This is a genomic window from Arthrobacter sp. UYCo732, from assembly GCF_040547265.1.
GTDB lineage: Bacteria > Actinomycetota > Actinomycetes > Actinomycetales > Micrococcaceae > Arthrobacter.
The window spans coordinates 106,448-126,661 of the sequence record NZ_JBEPPJ010000011.1 but is presented as its reverse complement, the minus strand read 5'-3'; the positions used below and the strand labels follow the sequence as shown (position 1 = coordinate 126,661).

Here is a 20,214-nt window from a genome sequence, read left to right as displayed (position 1 = left end):
CAGGATGGCATGACCCGGCAAATTCAACCAATTCAATACAATAAATTGGTATCAACAAACTTGGCACACTATTGAGTTCTCAAACAACAGACACACCCGGCACCACCACAACACTTCAGTCATGGATCGCTCCGGAGCAACTTTTCAAAGTTACCGGCTGATCTCTTTCTTGTCAAACCGGCGTCCGCGACCATCATCAGCCTGAGGCTTTCGTGTCGATTTTTCCGTCTGACTCCGTAGAGCAGCGCGGAAATAAACTCTACCACCACTTTGGCGGGTTGGCCACCCAGCCCCCGGACAGGCTCCCGCAGCCACATCCAGCGGGTACAGAAAAGCCCGGAATCTCAAGGAATTCCGGGCTTTTCTGCGGGGACTTAAGAGACCGGCTTCACAGCTGACTGTCCGCCGGCAGGACGGTCGCTGGTCAGCTGAGCGCCGGGCTTGAAGTATGCCGCACCCAGCGGCGGCAACGTTACGGTGAGCGTTGCCGGTTGGCCGTCGAGTCCTTCGTCCGAGGCCTTCAGGGCGCCGGCGTTCAGGACACCCGATCCGCCATAGGCCGCGGCATCGGTGTTAAGAACTTCGACCCAGGCTCCGGCGGCGGGAACGCCAAGGGCGTAGCCCACATGGGGGCCGCCGGAGAAATTGATGGCGCACACCAGTGGATTGCCGTCCTTGTCCCAGCGGACAAAAGTCAGGACGTTCCGGTCGGCGTCTCCACCATTGATCCACTGGAAACCGCCGGGTTCGTTGTCCCTTGCGTAGAGCGCCGGAGTGGTGCTGTACAGCTCGTTGAGATCTTTGGTGAGAAGCTGCATTCCGCGGTGCGCCGGAATGTCGGCAAGATACCAGTCCAGGCCATGCTGTTCGGACCATTCGGCTTCCTGGCCGAACTCGGTACCCATGAAGATGAGCTGCTTACCGGGGTGCGCCCACTGGTAGGCCAGGAACGCCCGCAGGTTGGCCAGCTGCTGCCAGCGGTCACCCGGCATCTTCCGAAGCATGGATCCCTTGCCGTGAACTACTTCGTCGTGGCTGATGGGGAGCAGGAAGTTCTCGGTGAACGCGTACACCATGGAGAACGTCACCGTTCCGTGGTGCCACTTCCGGTTGACGGGGTTCTCGGACGCGTACTTGAGGGAGTCATGCATCCAGCCCATGTTCCACTTCAGCCCGAAGCCCAGGCCGCCGTTGCTCGTGGGGGCGGTCACCCCGGGGAAAGCCGTGGATTCCTCGGCGATCATCACCGCCCCGGGGTGGGTTTTGTAGACGGTGGCGTTGACTTCCTGCAGGAAGGACATGGCTTCGAGGTTCTCCCGGCCGCCGAAGCGGTTGGGTGACCACTGCCCGTCTTCACGCGAGTAGTCCAGGTACAGCATCGATGCCACGGCATCCACCCGGAGGCCGTCAATGTGGAACTCATCGAGCCAGTACAGGGCGTTGGCCACGAGGAAGTTCCGCACTTCAGTCCGGCCGAAGTCGAAGATCAACGTGCCCCAGTCGGGGTGCTCCCCCAGGTTCGGATCGGCGTGCTCGTACAGCGGTTCGCCGTCAAACTGGGCCAGCGCCCAGGCGTCTTTCGGGAAGTGCGCCGGTACCCAGTCCAGGAGCACACCGATGCCGGCCTGGTGCAGCGAATCCACCAGGAAGCGGAATTCGTCCGGGTGGCCAAACCGCGAGGTGGGCGCAAAGTAGGACGTCACCTGGTAGCCCCAGGAACCTCCGAAGGGGTGTTCGGCCACAGGCATGAACTCCACGTGCGTGAATCCCAGCCACTTGACGTATTCCACCAGCTCCTTGGCGAGCTCGCGGTAGCCCAGGCCAAGGCGCCACGACCCGAGGTGGACTTCGTAGACGCTCATGGGGGAATTGTGCGGGTCCCGCTGGGCCCGCGCTTCCATCCACTCAGCGTCCTTAAACGCGTAAGACGGCTCTACCACTCTGGAAGCTGTCAGCGGCGGAACCTCGGTCCCGAAGGCCAGTGGGTCAGCCTTTTCAACCCAGTTGCCGTACTTGGTCTTGATCTCAAATTTGTAGCACGCACCTGCTAAAACGCCGGGGACGAAGACTTCCCATACGCCCGAAGACCCCAGCGAGCGGAGCGAGTTTTCGCGGCCGTCCCACGCGTTGAAGTCGCCTTTAACCCGGACAGCCTGCGCATTGGGGGCCCAGACGGCGAAGGAGACGCCATCAACGTCGCCCAGCGGGGACTTGTAGTGCTGGACGTGGGCACCCAAAACTTCCCAAAGCTTCTCGTGCCGGCCCTCACCGATGAGGTGCAGGTCCACTTCCCCCACCGTCGGCAGGTAGCGGTAGGGCTCGTCCACGGTTACGGGTTCGGCCCCGATGTAGGTAACTTCCAGCCGGTAATCAGGCACGTGCCCGGCCTGGAGCGGTTCCATGACTGCTACCCAGACACCGTGGTCTTCATGGGTCATGGGCACCGAACCGGCGGCGGTCACCACGCTCACGGACTCCGCGAGGTGCTTGACCGTCCTGACCGTGACGTGGCCATGGTTGTCCAGGTGTGCACCGAGTACCGAGTGCGGCGCGTGATGCTCGCCGTTAGCCACCTGGCCCAAAATGTCCGGGTCGACGTGAAGCGGCATACTCGGCTGGTCTGTTGGTGCTGAGCCTGTCATGTTGATACCTTCCGATGCTGGCCCGGCCTGTTCGCCGGAGCCTTTAACGCTGAGGAGCCGCCTGGACGCATTCGTCGGAATGGCCAGCCAGTCGGGTCTGTTCCGCAATTCATAAACGACTTCGTAGAGTGCCTTGTCCAGCCACAATGCCACAAAGAGCGGCGAACGGCGGTCGATGGTGCCGGGCGTGACAGCGGCATAACCGGAGAGGAACGCGTCTGCGCAATCGTCAACCCAGGATGCGGGAACGCGTGCCCCCTGGTACTCCCGTTCGGCCGCGCCGGCCGCGTAGTCGAAAGAGCGCAGCATCCCCACCACGTCCCGCAGCGGAACGTCGGGGAAGTTGCGTTCGGCGATGGGCCGGAGGGGTTCACCCTCAAAATCCAGGATGGCCCACCGGCCGGGTTCCCCGTTGTGGCCGGGAACCTGCAAGATCTGCCCCAGGTGGAGGTCGCCGTGGATCCGCTGCAGCGGCCCGGCCTCCGCGCCGTCGAGCTCCCCAAGCAGCGCCTGCAGCGCTTCATCATAAGGCCCGACGGCGGCCGAGGCTTCCGCCCATGCCTGCCGGACGCGCTGGGCTACTCCGGGCGCGATGACCTCGCCCGGCACCGGCTCTGCGGACGTCCCGAGTGCAGCAGCCAGCCTGCGGTGGACGGTGGCCGTCGCCGCACCGAGGGCGCGTGCCTCGGCCGTGAAGTCCGCTCCGGTGCGGGCGGCATCCACGGCAAGGCGCCATGCGTCGCGGCCACCGGCAAGGAACTCATGGGCTACGGCAAGCTCGCCCCGCGCCGGGCGGGCACCTGCCGGCAGCTCCCCGGGCTGTTGTGAGGCCGGCGCCTCCCACTCCCCCCGCACCCAGCCCAGGGTGGCAGGCACCTCGGAAGTGCCCTCCGCGGTCAGCGCAGCGCCAACCTCGACTTCCGGGTTCATCCCCTCGGAAAGCACCCGGAAGAATTTCAGGATTGCCGCCGACTCGCCGTCGTCAACGATCACGGAACTGTTGGACTGCTCACCGGACAGGACCTTGACCATGCCGTGGGCGGTAGGCAGGCGGTGATCAGAGGATGAGCGGTGGCCCGTCGCTGAACCGGTAAGCGGCCCTGACTCGGACCGGATCAGCTCCAGCCAGGCGGCCACAAACGACGGATCGTGCACGGCGTCGTATATCCAGTCCATCCCCGACTCCGGCGCCCTGCCCACCAGCGCGGCTTCGCCGCCTGCAAGCGGGACGCCGCGATAGCTCAGGGGCACCTGGACCACATCCGTACGGTGTCCCCCGTCGACTGCCCGGGAGGTCACGGCCAGCAGGAGGACCTCCAGGCGGGCCTGCCCGGCCGCGTCCTCGAGGCTCAGGCTGCCCGCCTGTTCCAGCGAAAATTCGGCTGTCTTCACGGGGAACCAGCGCTGGCGCGGAAGCCATTGCCGAAGAACGGCGCTCAAAGTAGCGGTGAGTGTCGGCTGGGTCATATCAGTTCTCGATGGCCAGGATGGGGAGCGCCTGCGTGTACGGGGAGGACGGACTGGACGTTGCCGAGCGGATCCGCAGCCAAAAGAAGTCATGGCTTCCCAAAGTCAGGGTCAGGGATCCGTTTTCATCGATACCCGGGAATGGCTGGCCGCCGAAGACGTCGCGCAGGCCACGGCCGGCGAACTGGGGAAGCTTCAACTGCGCCGCAACCGGATGCTGGGAAAGGTTGAATGCGCACAGGATGGATTCCCCCGCCACCCCCGCGGCGTTGTCCTCCGCAAGTTCCCGGACATAGGCAACCACCGAATCGTGATCGGCTTCGACGTGGGTAAAGGAGCCCAGTCCGAACACCGGGTGGTTCTTCCGGACGCTGAGGATCTGCCTGGTCCAGCGGAGCAGGGAACCGGAGTGGGCCGCCTCGGCTTCCACATTGGCCATATTGTAGTTGTATACCAGCGACTGGATGACGGGCAGGTAGAGCTTTCCCGGATCGGCGTTCGAAAAGCCGGCGTTCCGGTCCGGATTCCATTGCATCGGGGTGCGCACCGCGTCGCGGTCCTCCAGCCAGATGTTGTCCCCCATGCCGATCTCGTCCCCGTAGTACAGGAACGGGCTGCCCGGCAGCGACAGAAGAAGGGCGTTGATCAGCTCGATCTCGGCGCGGGAATTGTCCAGCAGTGGCGCCAGCCGGCGGCGGATACCAATGTTGGCCCGCATCCGTGGGTCCGGGGCGTACCAGCCGAGCATGGCCGCGCGCTCATCCGCCGTGACCATCTCAAGTGTCAGTTCATCGTGGTTCCGCAGGAACGTCCCCCACTGTGCCCCTTCGGGAATCTCGGGCGTGTCTTGCATCGTCTCGATGATAGGGGCGGCCTTTTGGTCGCGCAGGGCGTAGTAGAGCCGCGGCATGATGGGAAAGTGGAAGGCCATGTGACATTCGGGCTCTTCTGCTGTCCCGAAGTACTCCACCACCTCGTTGGGCGGCTGGTTGGCCTCGGCGATGATGACGCGGCCCGGGTAGCTTTCATCCACCATGGCCCGCAGCTTGCGCAGAAAATCATGGGTGGCCGGCAAGTTTTCGCAGTTGGTCCCCTCTTCTTCGAAGAGGTAGGGAATAGCGTCGGCCCGGAAGCCGTCGATGCCCTGGTCCAGCCAGAAACGCACCACATCAAAGAGCGCCTCGATGACCCTGGGGTTTTCAAAGTTGAGGTCAGGCTGGTGGCCGAAGAACCGGTGCCAGAAAAACTGGCGTCGGATGGGGTCGAAGGTCCAGTTGGACTCCTCCGTGTCAACGAAGATGATGCGGGCGTCCTGGTACTTCTCGTCAGTATCGCTCCACACATAAAAATCGCCGAACGGGCCCTCAGGATCCTTGCGCGATTCCTGGAACCAGGGGTGCTGGTCCGAGGTGTGGTTCAGCGGCAGGTCGATGATGACCCGGACTCCGCGGGCATGGGCCTCCGCCACCAGTCGCTTGAAGTCACTGATGGTACCGAACTCATCCAGGACGGAGTTGTAGTCCGAGATGTCGTAGCCACCATCACGCAGCGGCGACTGGAAGAACGGGGGAAGCCACAGGCAGTCCACTCCCAGCCACTGCAGGTAATCGAGCCTGTCAATCAGGCCACTGAAATCGCCCGAGCCGTCCCCGTTGGCATCCGCAAACGCCCTGACCAGTACCTCATAAAACACTGCCTTCCGATACCAGAGGGGATCGTGGGCCAGCCCTGGGGCGTTTAGCTCAAACGTGCTTTTGGGGGTGAAATGCTGACTTGAACTCTGCGGATTAAAACTCACTGATGCAATCTCCTCACGCTCAGGATGTGTGCGGGTTCGACGTGCGCGTCCAGGCGGACGTAATTGTATTCGCCCCATTCCCAGGATTCACCGGAAATAAGGTCGTCCACCTGGAAGGCGCCGTTGGGCAACAGATCCTCGGGATCGAGTTCCAAGGCGGCCAGATCCAGCGAAACGGTGCTCTCCCTGGTGCCATGCGGATCCACGTTGACCACCACAATGAGGGTGTCTTTGGTGCCGTCCGGCAGGGTCTTGTGCTTGGAGTACACAACCGTGGCGTCGTCCGAACTGTGGTGGACAGTGAGGTTCTGCAGGTCCTGCAGCGCCGGGTGGGAGTGCCTGATGCTGTTGAGCCGGGTCAGGTACGGCGCCAGCGTGCGGCCCGAGTCGGCTGCGGCGTCCCAGTCGCGGGCTTTGTATTCGAACTTTTCGTTGTCGATGTATTCTTCGGCGCCGGGGCGGGCTACATGCTCGTAAAGCTCGAAGCCCGCGTAGACCCCCCAAAGCGGGCTGGCGGTGGCGGCCAGCGCCGCGCGGATCTTGAACGCCGCCGGACCGCCGAACTGGAGGTACTCGGTGAGGATATCCGGGGTGTTGACGAAAAAGTTGGGACGGAAGACCGCAGCGGACTCGTGGCTGACCTCCGTGAAGTAGGTTTCCAGTTCTTCCTTAGTGTTCCGCCACGTGAAATAGGTGTAGGACTGCTGGAATCCGGCACGGCCCAAGGCGTGCATCATCGCAGGGCGGGTAAACGCCTCGGCGAGGAACACCACGCCGGGAGTCTTTTTATTGACCTGGGCAATGAGCCATTCCCAGAACCACACAGGCTTGGTGTGCGGATTATCCACCCGAAAGATCTTGACGCCGTGGCTGACCCACAGCTGAACCACGCGCAGGATTTCCTTGGACAGCCCTTCGGGATCATTGTCGAAATTCAGCGGGAAGATATCCTGGTATTTCTTCGGCGGGTTTTCCGCGTAGGCGATGCTGCCGTCAACCCTGGTGGTGAACCACTCCGGGTTGGATTCCACCCACGGATGGTCCGGCGCGGCCTGCAGCGCCAGGTCCAGGGCAACTTCCAATCCAAGTTCGTTGGCCCGGGCCACAAAGGCGTCGAAGTCCTCGAAGGTGCCAAGGTCCGGGTGGATGGCGTCGTGACCGCCTTCCTTTGCACCGATTGCCCACGGCGAACCGGGATCGTGGGGGCCGGCAATCAGGGTGTTGTTCGGACCCTTGCGGTGCTGCACGCCGATCGGGTGGATCGGCGGCATGTAGAGCACGTCGAAGCCCATGGCCGCCACCGCGTCCAGCCGCTTTGCCGCCGTCCGGAAGTTACCCGAGGTCCATGCCCCGGTGGTGTGGTCCCGCACGGCGCCTTCAGAGCGGGGGAAGAATTCGTACCAGGCTCCGCGGCCGGCGAGATCGTGCTCAACCAGCAACGGGAACTGCTCAGACGCCGTGACCAGTTCACGGATCGGCTGCCGGTCCACCAGGGCGGCCACCTCCGCGCTGAACCCGCCAGCGAGGCGCTCCTCTTCAGTCAGGGATGCGTTGCCCAGAAGGGAAGCAGCCATGCGCAGGGTGCGCCGGTCCGACGCAGTCCGGGAGACGTCGTCGGCCGCTTCCGACAGCAGGGCCTCGCCTTCGGCGAGCATCAGCTCCACGTCGATGCCCGCGGCCACCTTCACCTCGGCGTTGTGGTGCCAGGTTCCATAGCGGTCGTGCCAGGCCTCGATGAAAAAGGTCCAGTTTCCAACGGCCGACGGCGTGAGGATGCCTTCCCAGCGATCCGTCCCGAGGCCGCGTTCCCCCCTGGGCGGCGCCAGCCGGACTCGCTGGCGCTCTTTCCCGCGGGGATCGAGGAGGACGGCGCTGACGCCGAGCTGGTCGTGGCCCTCGCGGAAAGCAGTGGCACCGACCACGATTCCCTCACCCGGCAATGCCTTGGCGGGGTACTTTCCACCCTCAACCACAGGCTGCACGGCGGTGATCGGAAAACGGCCAAACCTAAGGCCGTCGGTGATTTTGCCTTTGGGCTTTTTCTTCGGGGCGGCGGTGGTTCCTGAGTTAGTCGTCACATGCTCGACGTTAGCGAGAAATGATCCAGATAGCTAAGCCTGCGGTGCTTTTTGACAACAACATTCGACTTTTCCGCCACGCCCACTGTCATTTACCTAAAAGAAAGCCACAGCGTTTCCAGACGTTGATCTTGTCGGTTAGTGTGGCGCAGGTGAAGGCAATCCGCAGATTTACCGTCAGAACCGTCCTCCCCGAACCGATCAGGCCCCTGGTCCGGTTGGCCACCAACCTCCGCTGGTCCTGGCACCGGCCCACCCGGGAACTTTTCGCCAGCCTGAACCCCAGGAAATGGGTGGAAAGCGGGCAGGATCCGGTCAGCTTCCTGGGACGCGTCAGCCGCGAAGAGTTCCAGGACATGGCCGCGGACCAGTCCGTAGTGGAACGCGTCCGGGCCGCCGCCGAAGCCCTCGACCGTTACCTTGACGAGCCGCGCTGGTACCAGGGTCTGGGCGCCGACGCCCCCGCTGCCATTGCCTACTTTTCCCCCGAATTCGGCATCACCGAGGTCCTGCCGCAGTACTCCGGCGGCCTTGGCATCCTGGCCGGAGACCACCTCAAGGCGGCGTCTGACCTGGGCGTGCCGCTGATCGGCGTTGGCCTCCTGTACCAGGCCGGCTACTTCCAGCAGTCCCTCTCCCGGGACGCTTGGCAGCAGGAAACGTACCCGGTCCTCGACCCGGACGGGCTCCCGCTAACCCTCCTCCGTGAGCCGTCCCCTGACGGTAACGGCCGCCCCCTGCAGGTCGCACTGCCGCTGCCCAATGGCCGGCGCCTGCTGGCACACATCTGGCGTGCCGACGTCGGACGCGTTCCCTTGCTGCTTCTGGATTCCAACGTTCCGGGTAACGACGACGCCGCCCGCGGCGTCACCGACCGGCTCTACGGCGGCGGCGGTGACCACCGGCTGCAGCAGGAGCTCCTGCTGGGCATGGGCGGCGTTAAGGCACTGCGCGCCTACCAGCAGCTCACCGGGGCACGGGCTCCGGAAGTGTTCCACACCAACGAAGGCCACGCCGGATTCCTGGGAATCGAGCGGATCCAGGAGCTGATGTCCGGGGAAGCGGCGCTGACCTTCGACGAGGCCCTCGCCGCCGGCCGGGCTTCCACCGTGTTCACCACCCACACCCCGGTGCCGGCCGGGATCGACCGTTTTGAGATTTCCCAGATCCAGCACTTCTTCCAGGCGGGGCTGGCGCCCGCCGTGCCGGTGGACCGGATCCTGGAGCTTGGCCGGGAAAATTACGCCGACGGCAACCCGTCAGTGTTCAACATGGCGGTCATGGGACTCCGCCTGGCGCAGCGGGCCAACGGCGTGGCCAAGCTGCACGGCGAAGTTTCGCGCGGAATGTTTTCCGCGCTGTGGCCGGGCTTTGACCACTCCGAGGTACCCATCACCTCCGTCACCAACGGCGTCCACGTGCCCACCTGGGTTGACGGCCGCATCTCCCAGCTCGCCCGCAAACAATTCGGCCCCGAGGCCGAAACCAACGGCCGCTGGGACCTGGCCTACAACGTCAGCGACGCCGACGTCTGGGCGTTGCGCCGCGAAATGCGCTCGGCCCTGGTGGATGACGTGCGCCGCCGGCTCCGGGCAGCCTGGAAAAAGCGCGGCGCGGCCGACGCCGAACTCCGGTGGACAGACAGCGTGCTGGACCCTGACGTGCTGACCATCGGCTTCGCCCGCCGCGTCCCGACCTACAAGCGGCTCACGCTGATGCTGCGCGAGCCGGACCGGCTCAAGGCACTGCTGCTGCACCCGGAACACCCCATCCAGCTGGTGATCGCCGGAAAGTCCCACCCTGCGGACGACGCCGGCAAGAAGATGATCCAGGACCTGGTCCGGTTTACTGACGACCCCGAAGTCCGTCACCGGATTGCGTTCCTCCCGAACTACGACATCGCCATGGCCAGGACGCTCTTCCCGGGTTGCGACGTCTGGCTCAACAACCCGCTGCGTCCCCTGGAAGCCTGTGGCACCTCAGGGATGAAGGCCGCCATCAACGGATCGCTGAACCTCTCCGTGATGGACGGCTGGTGGGATGAGATGTACGACGGCGAGAACGGCTGGGCGATCCCCACCGCCAACAACGATGCGTCCCCCGAGGAGCGCGACGACATCGAGGCCGCGGCGCTCTACGAGCTGCTGGAAACCCAGGTGGCACCGCGCTTCTACGGCAACACGGTCTCCGACAGTGCAGGAGCGGCAGGAGCTTCCAGCACCGGCACGGAGAAGGTACCCACGCACTGGGTGTCTATGATCAAGCACACGTTGTCCCACCTTGGCCCGGCAGTTTCCGCGGACCGCATGTTGCACGACTACGTCAATATCCTCTACCGGCCGGCAGCCGAAGCCGGCCGCCGCGCCGTGGCTGACTCCTACACGCAGGCGCGGGCCTTGGCGGCCTGGACGGCGCGGGTACGTGCTGCGTGGCCGCTTCTGCACGTGGAGCACGTGGACTCCGTGGGAGTATCCGAGGATCCGCAGATCGGGGACACCATGCAGGTGAACGCCTACGTCGCGTTGAATACTTTGACACCGGACGACGTCTCGGTAGAGGTTGCCTATGGGCGCGCCGAGGAAAGCGACACGTTGGCGGACGTGACCCTGATGGAGCTGCAGCCCAAGGAGGACCTGGGCGGCGGGCGCTACCTGTTCAGCGGCTCCCTGGCCATTGACCGCTCCGGACCGTTTGGCTACACCGTCCGCGTCCTGCCCCAGCACGAGGCGCTGGCGTCCAAGGCTGAACTGGGGCTGATCGTCAACGCCTGAGCCGTTTCCAGACACCCGCCGGGTGTCAGTCATCCTCCGCGTGCTGCTCGTTCCTCGCTTTGACGCATGCTTCCGGATAACTGACATCCGGCGTTCGTTTTGTGGCAACTTCCGCGGCGGTTGAAGCGTTAGTTAGAGGAGGATGGCGGTGACCGTCAGGTCGCTGCCGGCGTAACTCTCGGCATCCTGGAGGACCTCGCAGATAACCCCAAAGGAGCGGTCGCCGCGGAATGTCGCGGCGACCTGCCACAGGACGGTCACCGGGGCGTTGCCGTTTTCGCTGATGCTGTCCGCGAAATCGTGCAGTGAATCGTTCAGGGCGTCCAGGTTCAGGCCGTAGTGCTCGGGGAAGGCCAGGACCTCGCCGAAGGTTTCGAGGACCTCCCTCTTGCTGTCCGCGGCAGGCACCACCAGGACGCTGCGGCCGGCGTCGGCCACTTGTTCCTGGAGTTCTTCCATGGTCCAGGTTTCAGCGGAGTAGATTTTCATACCGGTGTTCAGCTGCCTTCTGCGATGAATTTAAACGAGTTGTAATGATCTTGGGTGTAATATTTTTCCGCCCCGGCGCCCGTGATGATCCTGCGGGCCCCGCGGTCCGATTCACCCGGGGTAGGCACGGTGTACTCGCGGTAATAGCCTGACGCCTGCCGCGGGAGGATTCGCTCAAAGTTGCCGAATGTCTTGTCGTCCTGGCTGTACGAGTAAGGACCGCCGGCACGGATCAGTGCGAGGGTCCGGCGTGCTTCGGCCGGGAGTTCGGACTCGCTGATCGCGGGCAGGCCGGAGGGATTGGCGGGAGCGGCAGCCCGCCCTGAAACCTCCGCCGGCCCCGGAACGGGAGCCTCCGGAACCGGGGGCGGGCTGGAACTTACGGCCGGCGTCGGGCTTCCGGTCAGGGACTCAAGGAGTCCACTGCCGCCGGAAGCAAGCAGTGCGATGGCCAGCAGTCCGGTCAGGAGCAAGGCAACGACGGAGCGGTTGCGCATTGTTGTACCCCTCCGCGGCTACGTGCGGTAGATGTTGATCGAGTTTGCCTCAACCAGGTCAGTCTCACCGGATGCCACGCGTCCGCCCTGGCGAAGCTCGTGGAGGGGCGAGGTGGTCAGCCGGAGTTCGAACATCCGGCGCGGCGTGCCGTCGTCGTTGGTGACTTCCGGGAGGGTGATCTTCACGTCGGAGCCGCTGCCGTTGATCACTACGAGGCCGGCCAGCGTGCCGTCGTCCGAGCCGAGCAGGAGCTGCATCACCCGGTGCCGGGGATCGTTCCAACGGTCCATGGACATCGGCTGTCCGGTGTGGTCGAACCAGTAAAGATAGGACTGTTCGTCCCGGGCCGGGAAATCGTGCGGCTGGCTGGCCAGGAACTCCTTGCGCAGCCGGACGTAGCGCTTGGTGCTGCGCAGCATCTCGGCGGATTCCGGCGTGCGGGTCCAGTCAATCCAGGCCAGGGGGTTGTCCTGGCAGTAGGCGTTGTTGTTTCCCTGCTGGGTTCGTGCCAGCTCGTCGCCGCCGGTAATCATGGGCACGCCGAGGGAAATCATCATCGAAGCCATCAGGTTGCGCCGGGACTGGGCCCGCTGCGCCAGGATGTCCTCGTCCTCGGTGCGGCCTTCGAACCCGTGGTTGTGGCTGCGGTTGTCCCCATGCCCGTCCCGGTTCTGCTCTCCGTTGGCCTCGTTGTGTTTGCGGTCATACGAGACGAGGTCGTTGAGGGTGAAGCCGTCGTGCGCTGTGATGAGGTTGAGCGAGGCCAGCCGGGAACGGCCTGATGCTTCGAACAGCCCGGCCGAACCGGACAGTGCATCCGCCAGCCGCGCCACGGAGCCGCCCTGCCCGCCGGACTCGAGGGCCGCGCGGTCGGCAAGCCAGAAGGACCGGACGCCGTCCCGGAAGTGGTCATTCCAGTCAACCCAGCCACCAGGGAACCGGCCGGTCTGCCAGCCGCCGTAGCCGACGTCCCACGGCTCGGAAATAAGCTTCACGTCCGATAACACAGGATCGGCGCCCACGGCCACCAGGAACGGGTGCCGCGGATCGAATTCGTTGTTGGCGTTCCGGCAGAGCGTCACGGCCAGGTCGAAGCGGAAGCCGTCGATATGGAATTCGTCCACCCAATACCTGAGCGAATCCAGGGCAAGCTGCACCACCCGGGGCTGGCCGAAGTTCAAGCTGTTTCCGCATCCAGTGGTGTCCACATACTTCCCGTGGCCATCCGTGCGGTAGTACGTTTCCTCACCAAGCCCGCGGAAGCTGATGGTGGGGCCGTCCGGCCCGCCCTCGGCGGAGTGGTTGAACACCACGTCAAGGATCACTTCCAGGCCGGCCGCATGGAGCAGCTTGACCATTCCCTTGAACTCGTCCTGGACAGCCTGCGGACCGGCTTCCTGGGCAGCCTTCGTGGCGTAGTCGGGGTGCGGGGCGAAAAAGGCCGCCGTATTGTACCCCCAGTAGTTAGTCAGGCCCAGGTTCTGCAGGTGCTGCTCATCAAGATGGAAATGCACCGGGAGCAGCTGGACGGAGGTGATGCCGAGGCTCTTGAAATGCTCAATGATGGCCGGGTGGGCCATTCCGGCGTAGGTTCCGCGCAACTCTTCCGGCACATCGGGATGCAGCATGCTCTGGCCACGGACGTGGGCCTCGTAGATGACGCTGTTCCGCCACTGGAGCCGGGGCCGCTGGTCGGTTCCCCAGTCAAAGCCGCCGGCCATCCGGACGCTGGTCAGGAATCCCCCCCTCTGGTCCACCGCCCGGCCGTAAGGATCAAGCAGCAGCGGCTCGCCGGCGTCGTCATCCAAGTCCGGCATGGGGAATGACAGCGGCAGGGCGTCGGACTTGGATGCAGCACGGAATCCATAGCGCGATCCGTACGGAAAATCATCCACAATCCCGTGGTGCACGCCGTGGGTGACATTGGGAAGGGCCTGCCGGCGCCATTCGCCGCCGGGGGCCTTGTAGGCAATCTCAAGGTTCTCAACGCCCGGCGCGTAAACAGCGACGTTGGCGCTGGACGGCGGGGCATGGTCCGGGCCGGCACCAGGGCGCGGAACGCTGACGCCCAGTGGATGCGCCGATGAGGCATCCATGGTGGAAGCGGTGTCAAATAGCGGCATAACCATCACGGGTCAATGGTAGCCGCCAGTGCCCGCCCAGCTGCACTGACGCTTTTGTGACGCCGGCCGGCCGCTGCCAGTGCTTTGCGCATTGCGGCATCGCTGGGTTGCATACTGGAAGAAACGTTAAGACGGAGGTGTACAGTGCGCGTTGCGCTGGCTCAGATCATCACCGGCCGGGACCTGGCCGGTAACTTGTCCATCCTCGAAGATCATGCGCGCCGGGCCAAGGCTGGCGGAGCTGACATGGTGGTGTTCCCGGAGGCCTCCATGCGGGCATTCGGAAACTCGCTGCTGGACATCGCCGAACCGCTGGACGGGCCGTGGGCCTCCCGTGTGCGTAATATTGCCGCCTCGTTGGAGATTGTGGTGGTGGCCGGCATGTTCACGCCAGGCTCCCCCAACTCCTCCGCGGGCTCGGCCGCCGGAAAGGTGCGCAACACCCTGCTGGCAACAGGTCCCGGCGTGGAAACCAGCTACGACAAGGTTCATCTCTTCGACGCGTTCGGGTTCCTCGAGTCGGACACCGTTGACCCGGGTACTGAACCGGTGACATTCGACACCGGCGGCCTGACTTTTGGCCTGGCGACGTGCTACGACATCCGCTTCCCGGCACTGTTCACGGCCAATGCCGAACACGGCGCGGAGGCGAACATTATCTGCGCTTCCTGGGCCTCCGGGCCGGGCAAGGTAGACCAATGGCAGCTGTTGGCCCGGGCCCGCGCCCTGGATTCCACAACGTACGTCTTGGCGTGCGGGCAGGGTGACCCGGTCACCGAGGGCGCACCGGCCAAGGACGGAGCACCCACGGGCGTGGGGCATTCCGCCGTCGTCTCACCCTTCGGCGAGGTGCTTGAAGAGCTCGACGGCGCCCCTGGACTGCTGTTCACAGACCTGGACGCCGCCGTGGTCAAGGAAGCCCGCCGGGAGCTTCCGGTCCTCGCGAACCGCCGGGAGTTCCAGCCCCCAGCCAAACGCTCTCTCACTTAACCCAAGTTAAAAAAGGAACGCTCTCTCACCCCGTGAGAATGCGTTCCTTTTTAACCTGCAGGATCTGAGAGAGCGTTTGGGCCTAATTGGCGGCGCGCTGCCTCGAGATTTCGTACAGCGAGATGCCGACGGCCATGGAGGCGTTCAGCGATTCCATGGCGGAGTCGATGGGGATCGAGACGATCTGGTCGCAGTTTTCGCGGACCAGGCGGCTCAGGCCCTTGCCTTCGGAGCCGACCACGATGCACACCGGTTCCTTGGCGAGGGCGAGGGCTGGCAGGGAGACGTCGCCGTCGCCGTCGAGTCCCAGGACAAAGATGCCCATGCTCTTGAACTGCTTCAGCGCACTGTTGAGGTTGCCAGCGCGGGCGACCGGAACGCGCACTGCCGCACCGGCGCTGGTCTTCCAGGCAGAGGCTGTGACGCCCACGGAACGGCGTTCCGGAACAATGACGCCGTGGCCGCTGAAGGCGGAGACGGAGCGGATGATCGCGCCCAGGTTGCGGGGGTCCGTGATGCCGTCCAGCGCCACGAACAGCGGCGCGTTGGACACGTGGCCCTTCTTCCAGCGGTCCACGGTTTCCTCGGCCAGGTCGTAGGCGTCCTGGTACTCGTAGGGAGGGATCTGGAGGACGAGGCCCTGGTGGACGGCGTCTTCGGTCATGCGGTCCAGTTCGGGCTTGCCGGTCTCAAGAAGCGGGATGCCGCGCTCAGCAGCGATCTTCAGCGATTCCTTAACGCGGTCATCCATTTCGATCCGGATGGCGATGTGCAGGGCTTTCGCGGGGATGCCTGCACGGAGTGCCTCAACCACGGAATTACGGCCGGTGACAACTTCCTCGGTGGCGCGTCCCTTGGGACCGGACCGGGCTGCGCCGGCGCTGCGGGCGCCTGTGCCGCGCTTGGCGGCCGACCGTTCCGCGAGCTGCTTGCTCTTGTGCGCCTTGTGGTAAGGGCGGTCCTCCGCCTTGGGCGTAGGGCCCTTGCCTTCCAGGGCCTTGCGGCCATGACCACCGGTTCCGATGGTGGGCCCCTTCTTTGCTTTGACCGATCGGCGACCGTTGTTGGCCATGAGTTCCACCCTTGATTGTTTGACTGAGTCTGCTTACCAGTCTACTGAATCAAGTAAAATCGCCGGTTCAGTCCCGTTGCAGGCTCCAAGTAGCGCCGTCGGGACCGTCCTCGACGGCGACTCCGGCCGCCTTCAGCGTGTCCCGGATGGCGTCCGAAGCGGCCCAGTCCTTGGTGGCGCGGGCCTGGGCTCGGGCAGCCAGTTGGGCTTCCACCAGCACCTCAAGGGCAGCCGATTCCCGGGCGTCCGCTGCGGGGCCGGAAGCCACCGCGTTCAGTCCGAGGACACGGAGCATGTCGTGGACGTCGTGCAGGGCCTGCCGCGCGTCCTCCAGCCGCCCTTCCGTCAGGGCGGTATTGCCGGAGCGGACTGTTTCGTGGACCACGGCGAGGGCCTGCGGGACGTTAAGGTCGTCATCCATCGCACGCTCGAACGGCTCCGGCACCTTGCCGTAGGTGGCGAACCCGTAGTTGCCGCCGGCGGACAGCGCACGGACGGCACGGCTGATGAAACCATCAATGCGTTCGACGGCGGCGGCGGCCTCTTCCAGCGAGGTGGGGCGGTAGTCCAGCACGGAGCGGTAGTGGGCCTGGCCGAGGTAGTAACGGACGACCCGCGGGGAGGCGAGCTCCAGCATCTGCGCGGGGCTGATGGTGTTGCCGATGGACTTGGACATTTTTTCGCCTTGATAGGTGACCATGCCGTTGTGCATCCAGAAGTTGGCGAAGCCATGTCCCGCCGCCTGGGACTGGGCCATCTCGTTTTCGTGGTGCGGGAAGCGCAAGTCCAGCCCCCCGCCATGGATATCAAATTCGGTGCCGAGGTATTTGGTGACCATGGCGGAGCATTCCAGGTGCCAGCCCGGGCGTCCGGCGCCCCAGGGCGAGGCCCAGCCCGCCGTCGTCGGCTCTCCTTCTTTGGAGCCCTTCCACAGCGCAAAGTCGCGGGGGTCTTTCTTGCCGCGCGGATCCGCGTCCGGGGCGCCCTGCATGTCGTCAATGTTCTGGCGCGTCAGTGACCCGTACTTGTCCCAGGACCGCACGTCGAAGTAGACGTCGCCGGAATCGTCCAGCGCCGGGTAGGCGTGGCCCACATCGATCAGCTGCTGGATCAGGGCGTGCATCTCGGGGATATGGCCCGTGGCGCGGGGTTCGTAGGTGGGGCGGGATACGCCCAGGGTGTCGTAAGCCCTAAGGAATTCCTGCTCGTAGCGGTAGGCCAGTGCCCACCATTCCTCTTCGCGGACCGCGTCCGGGCCGGACTCGAACCCGGGTTCGAAGGACTCGGCGGATTTGGTGAGGATCTTGTCGTCGATATCCGTGACATTACGGACAGCCGTGACGCGCAGGCCCCGGTACTCAAGCCAGCGGGTGAGCTGGTCGAAAGCGATGGCTGAGCGGATGTGTCCAACATGCGGCATGCCCTGCACTGTGGCTCCGCAGTAGTACAGGCTCACCTTTCCCGGGACGAGGGGAACGAAGTCGCGGACTTCGGCGGATGCGGTGTCGTAAAAACGGAGGGTCACCGCTCCAGATTAGCCGATGCGGCCCGCTTACTTGGGATACACCAGAGCGGTGGCAATGGCGGATATGCCCTCACCTCGGCCGGTAAATCCCAGCCCGTCGCTGGTGGTGGCCGTAACGCTGACCGGCGCTCCCGCCGCCGCGGTCAGGACGTTCTGGGCTTCCTGCCGCCGGGGACCGAACTTGGGCCGGTTGGCCACGAACTGTACCGCCACGTTGCCGATCTCAAACCCTGCAGCCCGGACAATCCTGGCTGCCTCAGCCAGGAGCATGACCCCGGATGCCCCGGCGAACTCCGGGCGGTCCGTACCGAAATGGGTCCCCAGGTCCCCGATGCCGGCGGCCGAGAACAGTGCATCGGCAGCAGCGTGGGCCACCGGGTCCCCGTCGGAATGCCCGGCAAGTCCTCGCTCCCCTTTCCAAAACAGGCCGCCCAGCCACAGCGGACGCGGGAGGTCTTCGGAGGAGTAAGCATGGACGTCGACACCGATACCCGTGCGCGGCAGGATCATTTTCGCCTCACCCATTTCCTAGCCCTCCACCCAGCGGATACCCAGCGGGCCTTCCAGGAGTCCCTCGGCAATGATGAGGTCCAGCGGCGTGGTTATCTTGAGCGATTGGATGGAGCCGTGGACAGCGTGCACTGGGACTCCCAGCAATTCCACAAGCATGGCGTCGTCGGTGACCGCGGCAGCCTGTTCGTCGTCGAGACGGGACGCCGCCTGGTGCGCCTGGAGCAGCGTGGAAAGCCGGAACCCCTGGGGTGTCTGGACCGAACGCAGTTCTGCCCGGGGCGCCGTCCCGGTAACCAGCTCCGGGGCGATCGTGGCGTCGTCACCGCTGATCCGCCGCACCGTCTTGACGGTGTCCACAACCGGTATCGCGGGGATCACTGCGACGGCGCCCGCTGCCAAAGAATCCACCACCCGGTGGAAAACCGACTCAGGCGTCAACGCGCGGGCGGCATCGTGCACCAGCACAACTTCGGTGCCGTCCAGCAAGGCGGCCAACGCCGCCTGGACGGACGCTGCCCGCGTCGCACCGCCGTCGACCGTTGTCAGGAGGGGAATCTGCACCTCAGGATTCCCGTCGTGCCCGGCCCGCAGCTCCTCTGCGAACGTCTCGCACAATTCCTCGAGCACGGCGTCGCCCGGCGGGAGGGCCACACAGATCTGGCGCGCGACGCCGGCGGCGGCCACTCCGCGGAGGGCGTGAGTGAGGATGGTATCGCTTCCCAGGGGGACCCGCGCCTTGGGCATGCCATATCCCAGCCGTTCGCCGGAACCGGCAGCGACAATAACGACGGCGGTGACAGGTCGGGGCAGTCCGTTGCTCATGGCGTCTAGCCTACGTCCCGCGTCATGCGTCTGCCGGAACGGAACAGCCACCGGCGACAGGTGCGGCCGGAAATGGGCAAAAAGAAACCCCGGGGAGTACTCGCGTACGCCCCGGGGTTCAATTCTTAGGAAGCCAGAACCTCGTCGAGAACGCTTGCCGCCTTCTCTTCGTCGGTCTTTTCAGCCAAAGCAAGTTCTGAAATCAGAATCTGCCGGGCCTTGGCCAGCATGCGCTTCTCACCTGCGGAAAGGCCCCGATCGTGATCTCGGCGCCACAGGTCGCGGACGACCTCTGCTACCTTGATGACGTCACCGGAAGCAAGTTTCTCCAGATTTGCCTTGTATCTGCGTGACCAGTTGGTGGGTTCTTCAGTGAACTCGGCCCGCAGCACGTCGAATACGTGCTCCAAGCCTTCCTTGCCCACAACGTCACGGACCCCAACAAGGTCAACATTTTCTGCTGGAACTTCAATGGTCAGATCACCCTGGGCCACCTTGAGCTTGAGATACATTTTCTCTTCGCCCTTGACAGTGCGCATCTTGATTTCTTCAATTTTTGCAGCACCGTGGTGAGGGTAAACGACTGTCTCGCCGACCTCAAATACCATGTAAACATTCCCCTTTCCCGCAGACCAGTTTATCACGATTCAGGCATATGACCGGCCCTGTACCAGGCCCGGAACCGCGTGAATACGGGGAAAATGGGCGGAATCGACCCCCTTGGACCCCTTGACGGATGCAGATAATAGTGCATGCTTGGCCTGCTGCCAAGGGCTGTGTGAACGGTCCGGAATCCTTGTTTGCGGCCGTTAGCCGCTAGGCTATGGCTGAATAATGTTTCCACACTCTCGAGGAGTACGTGACGTGCGTTTCACTGCGATGAACCGGGCCCAGAGCGGCAAACTGGCACTGGCGGCGGGGGCCCTGGCCCTGAGCCTGGCCACGATGACCGGCTGCGGCTACCTCAACCCCCAGCAGACCACTCACCAGTACGCCGCCTCCGATGGCATCCGCGCAGATCTGGGCCCGCTGCAGTTGCGGAACATGCTGATTGTTTCCGCCGGCGAGAACAAGCCCGGACGCCTGATCGGCGCCGTCTACAACTCCTCCTCACAGGACGTGAAGCTCACGGTCAACGGCGCCGAGGGCTCGCAGACGCAGGTGCCGGTGAAGGCCAACTCCTACACCCTGCTCAACGACTCCACCGATGAAGCAATCCTCAGCACCAGCGGCGGCATTGCCGGCTCGCTGGTGGACATCAAGGTCACCGAAGACGGCACCAACGTCACCAAGACGGTCCGGATGCCCGTTCTGGATGCCACGCTGCCGGAGTACAAGGCGTACCTGCCGGCCGGCAGTGAACCGACCGGATCAGCTTCCCCCACGCCGTCGCCGTCGGCCAGCGTAAAGGGTGCGGCCCACTAGC

Annotated in this window: 14 protein-coding genes; 3 read left to right on the top strand and 11 right to left on the bottom strand. The window is 64.4% G+C overall.

Translation table 11 applies throughout. The features are described 5' to 3' along the window. Positions 1–374: 374 nt before the first annotated feature. The 3 genes from ABIB45_RS14810 to ABIB45_RS14800 are packed head-to-tail and all read right to left on the bottom strand — an operon-like array spanning position 375 to position 7,985. Entirely contained in the window at positions 375–4,109 is a 3,735-nt protein-coding gene (locus tag ABIB45_RS14810; protein ID WP_354216607.1) for a 1,4-alpha-glucan branching enzyme, read from the bottom strand. A gap of 1 nt (position 4,110) precedes the next feature. After that, on the bottom strand, positions 4,111–5,907 hold the full coding sequence (treS, locus tag ABIB45_RS14805; protein WP_354216606.1) for a maltose alpha-D-glucosyltransferase: 1,797 nt from the start codon (positions 5,905–5,907) through the stop codon (positions 4,111–4,113). Beyond that, complete coding sequence (locus ABIB45_RS14800) at positions 5,904–7,985, bottom strand: alpha-1,4-glucan--maltose-1-phosphate maltosyltransferase (protein ID WP_354216605.1); 2,082 nt, start codon at positions 7,983–7,985, stop codon at positions 5,904–5,906. Before ABIB45_RS14800 ends, treS begins: the two co-directional genes overlap by 4 nt. Positions 7,986–8,137: 152 nt before the next feature. On the opposite strand from ABIB45_RS14800, the gene glgP reads away from it, so the two are divergent. Next, positions 8,138–10,756 carry an alpha-glucan family phosphorylase gene (gene glgP / locus ABIB45_RS14795; RefSeq protein WP_354216604.1) on the top strand — a complete coding sequence of 873 codons (2,619 nt, stop codon included), beginning with the start codon at positions 8,138–8,140 and terminating at the stop codon, positions 10,754–10,756. Between the two features lie 132 nt (positions 10,757–10,888). Here the strand turns inward: glgP and ABIB45_RS14790 are convergent, their stop codons facing one another. Genes ABIB45_RS14790 through glgX form a run of 3 tightly spaced genes read right to left on the bottom strand, consistent with a single transcriptional unit; the run spans position 10,889 to position 13,872 of the window. After that, positions 10,889–11,245 (bottom strand): barstar family protein, encoded by a 357-nt coding sequence (locus ABIB45_RS14790; RefSeq protein ID WP_354216603.1) that lies wholly within the window; start codon positions 11,243–11,245, stop codon positions 10,889–10,891. Positions 11,246–11,253: 8 nt separating this feature from the next. Beyond that, complete coding sequence (locus ABIB45_RS14785; protein WP_354216602.1) at positions 11,254–11,742, bottom strand: guanyl-specific ribonuclease; 489 nt, start codon at positions 11,740–11,742, stop codon at positions 11,254–11,256. 18 nt (positions 11,743–11,760) lie between these two features. Next, the gene (glgX, locus tag ABIB45_RS14780) at positions 11,761–13,872 is read right to left on the bottom strand and encodes a glycogen debranching protein GlgX (RefSeq protein ID WP_354216615.1); all 2,112 of its coding nucleotides are present in this window, start codon (positions 13,870–13,872) and stop codon (positions 11,761–11,763) included. A 138-nt stretch (positions 13,873–14,010) separates the two neighbouring features. On the opposite strand from glgX, the gene ABIB45_RS14775 reads away from it, so the two are divergent. Beyond that, on the top strand, positions 14,011–14,856 hold the full coding sequence (locus ABIB45_RS14775) for a carbon-nitrogen hydrolase family protein (RefSeq protein WP_354216601.1): 846 nt from the start codon (positions 14,011–14,013) through the stop codon (positions 14,854–14,856). 82 nt (positions 14,857–14,938) lie between these two features. On the opposite strand, the gene rlmB is transcribed toward ABIB45_RS14775, so the two are convergent. The 5 genes from rlmB to ABIB45_RS14750 form a co-directional block, all read right to left on the bottom strand. After that, positions 14,939–15,928 (bottom strand): 23S rRNA (guanosine(2251)-2'-O)-methyltransferase RlmB, encoded by a 990-nt coding sequence (rlmB, locus tag ABIB45_RS14770; RefSeq protein WP_354216600.1) that lies wholly within the window; start codon positions 15,926–15,928, stop codon positions 14,939–14,941. A 67-nt stretch (positions 15,929–15,995) separates the two neighbouring features. Beyond that, positions 15,996–17,453, bottom strand: a complete 1,458-nt coding sequence (gene cysS, locus ABIB45_RS14765; RefSeq protein ID WP_354216599.1) for a cysteine--tRNA ligase — start codon at positions 17,451–17,453, stop codon at positions 15,996–15,998. A 27-nt stretch (positions 17,454–17,480) separates the two neighbouring features. Further along, positions 17,481–17,978 carry a 2-C-methyl-D-erythritol 2,4-cyclodiphosphate synthase gene (gene ispF, locus ABIB45_RS14760; RefSeq protein ID WP_354216598.1) on the bottom strand — a complete coding sequence of 166 codons (498 nt, stop codon included), beginning with the start codon at positions 17,976–17,978 and terminating at the stop codon, positions 17,481–17,483. Positions 17,979–17,981: 3 nt separating this feature from the next. Beyond that, on the bottom strand, positions 17,982–18,788 hold the full coding sequence (ispD, locus tag ABIB45_RS14755; RefSeq protein ID WP_354216597.1) for a 2-C-methyl-D-erythritol 4-phosphate cytidylyltransferase: 807 nt from the start codon (positions 18,786–18,788) through the stop codon (positions 17,982–17,984). Positions 18,789–18,913: 125 nt separating this feature from the next. Continuing rightward, on the bottom strand, positions 18,914–19,396 hold the full coding sequence (locus ABIB45_RS14750; RefSeq protein ID WP_026266570.1) for a CarD family transcriptional regulator: 483 nt from the start codon (positions 19,394–19,396) through the stop codon (positions 18,914–18,916). 271 nt (positions 19,397–19,667) lie between these two features. Here ABIB45_RS14750 and ABIB45_RS14745 point away from each other — a divergent pair, with 271 nt between their 5' ends. Beyond that, complete coding sequence (locus tag ABIB45_RS14745) at positions 19,668–20,213, top strand: hypothetical protein (RefSeq protein WP_354216614.1); 546 nt, start codon at positions 19,668–19,670, stop codon at positions 20,211–20,213. The last annotated feature ends 1 nt before the right edge of the window (position 20,214 follow it).

What these genes read in the sequence shown, in the direction of transcription:
- ABIB45_RS14810 (WP_354216607.1), bottom strand. Translation starts at nt 4,109, where the DNA reads ATGACCCAGCCGACACTCACCGCTACTTTGAGCGCCGTTCTTCGGCAA.
- ABIB45_RS14790 (WP_354216603.1), bottom strand. Translation starts at nt 11,245, where the DNA reads ATGAAAATCTACTCCGCTGAAACCTGGACCATGGAAGAACTCCAGGAA.
- ABIB45_RS14785 (WP_354216602.1), bottom strand. Translation starts at nt 11,742, where the DNA reads ATGCGCAACCGCTCCGTCGTTGCCTTGCTCCTGACCGGACTGCTGGCC.
- glgX (WP_354216615.1), bottom strand. Translation starts at nt 13,872, where the DNA reads ATGGTTATGCCGCTATTTGACACCGCTTCCACCATGGATGCCTCATCG.
- rlmB (WP_354216600.1), bottom strand. Translation starts at nt 15,928, where the DNA reads ATGGCCAACAACGGTCGCCGATCGGTCAAAGCAAAGAAGGGGCCCACC.
- ispF (WP_354216598.1), bottom strand. Translation starts at nt 17,978, where the DNA reads ATGGGTGAGGCGAAAATGATCCTGCCGCGCACGGGTATCGGTGTCGAC.
- ispD (WP_354216597.1), bottom strand. Translation starts at nt 18,788, where the DNA reads ATGAGCAACGGACTGCCCCGACCTGTCACCGCCGTCGTTATTGTCGCT.
- ABIB45_RS14750 (WP_026266570.1), bottom strand. Translation starts at nt 19,396, where the DNA reads ATGGTATTTGAGGTCGGCGAGACAGTCGTTTACCCTCACCACGGTGCT.
- ABIB45_RS14745 (WP_354216614.1), top strand. Translation starts at nt 19,668, where the DNA reads ATGAACCGGGCCCAGAGCGGCAAACTGGCACTGGCGGCGGGGGCCCTG.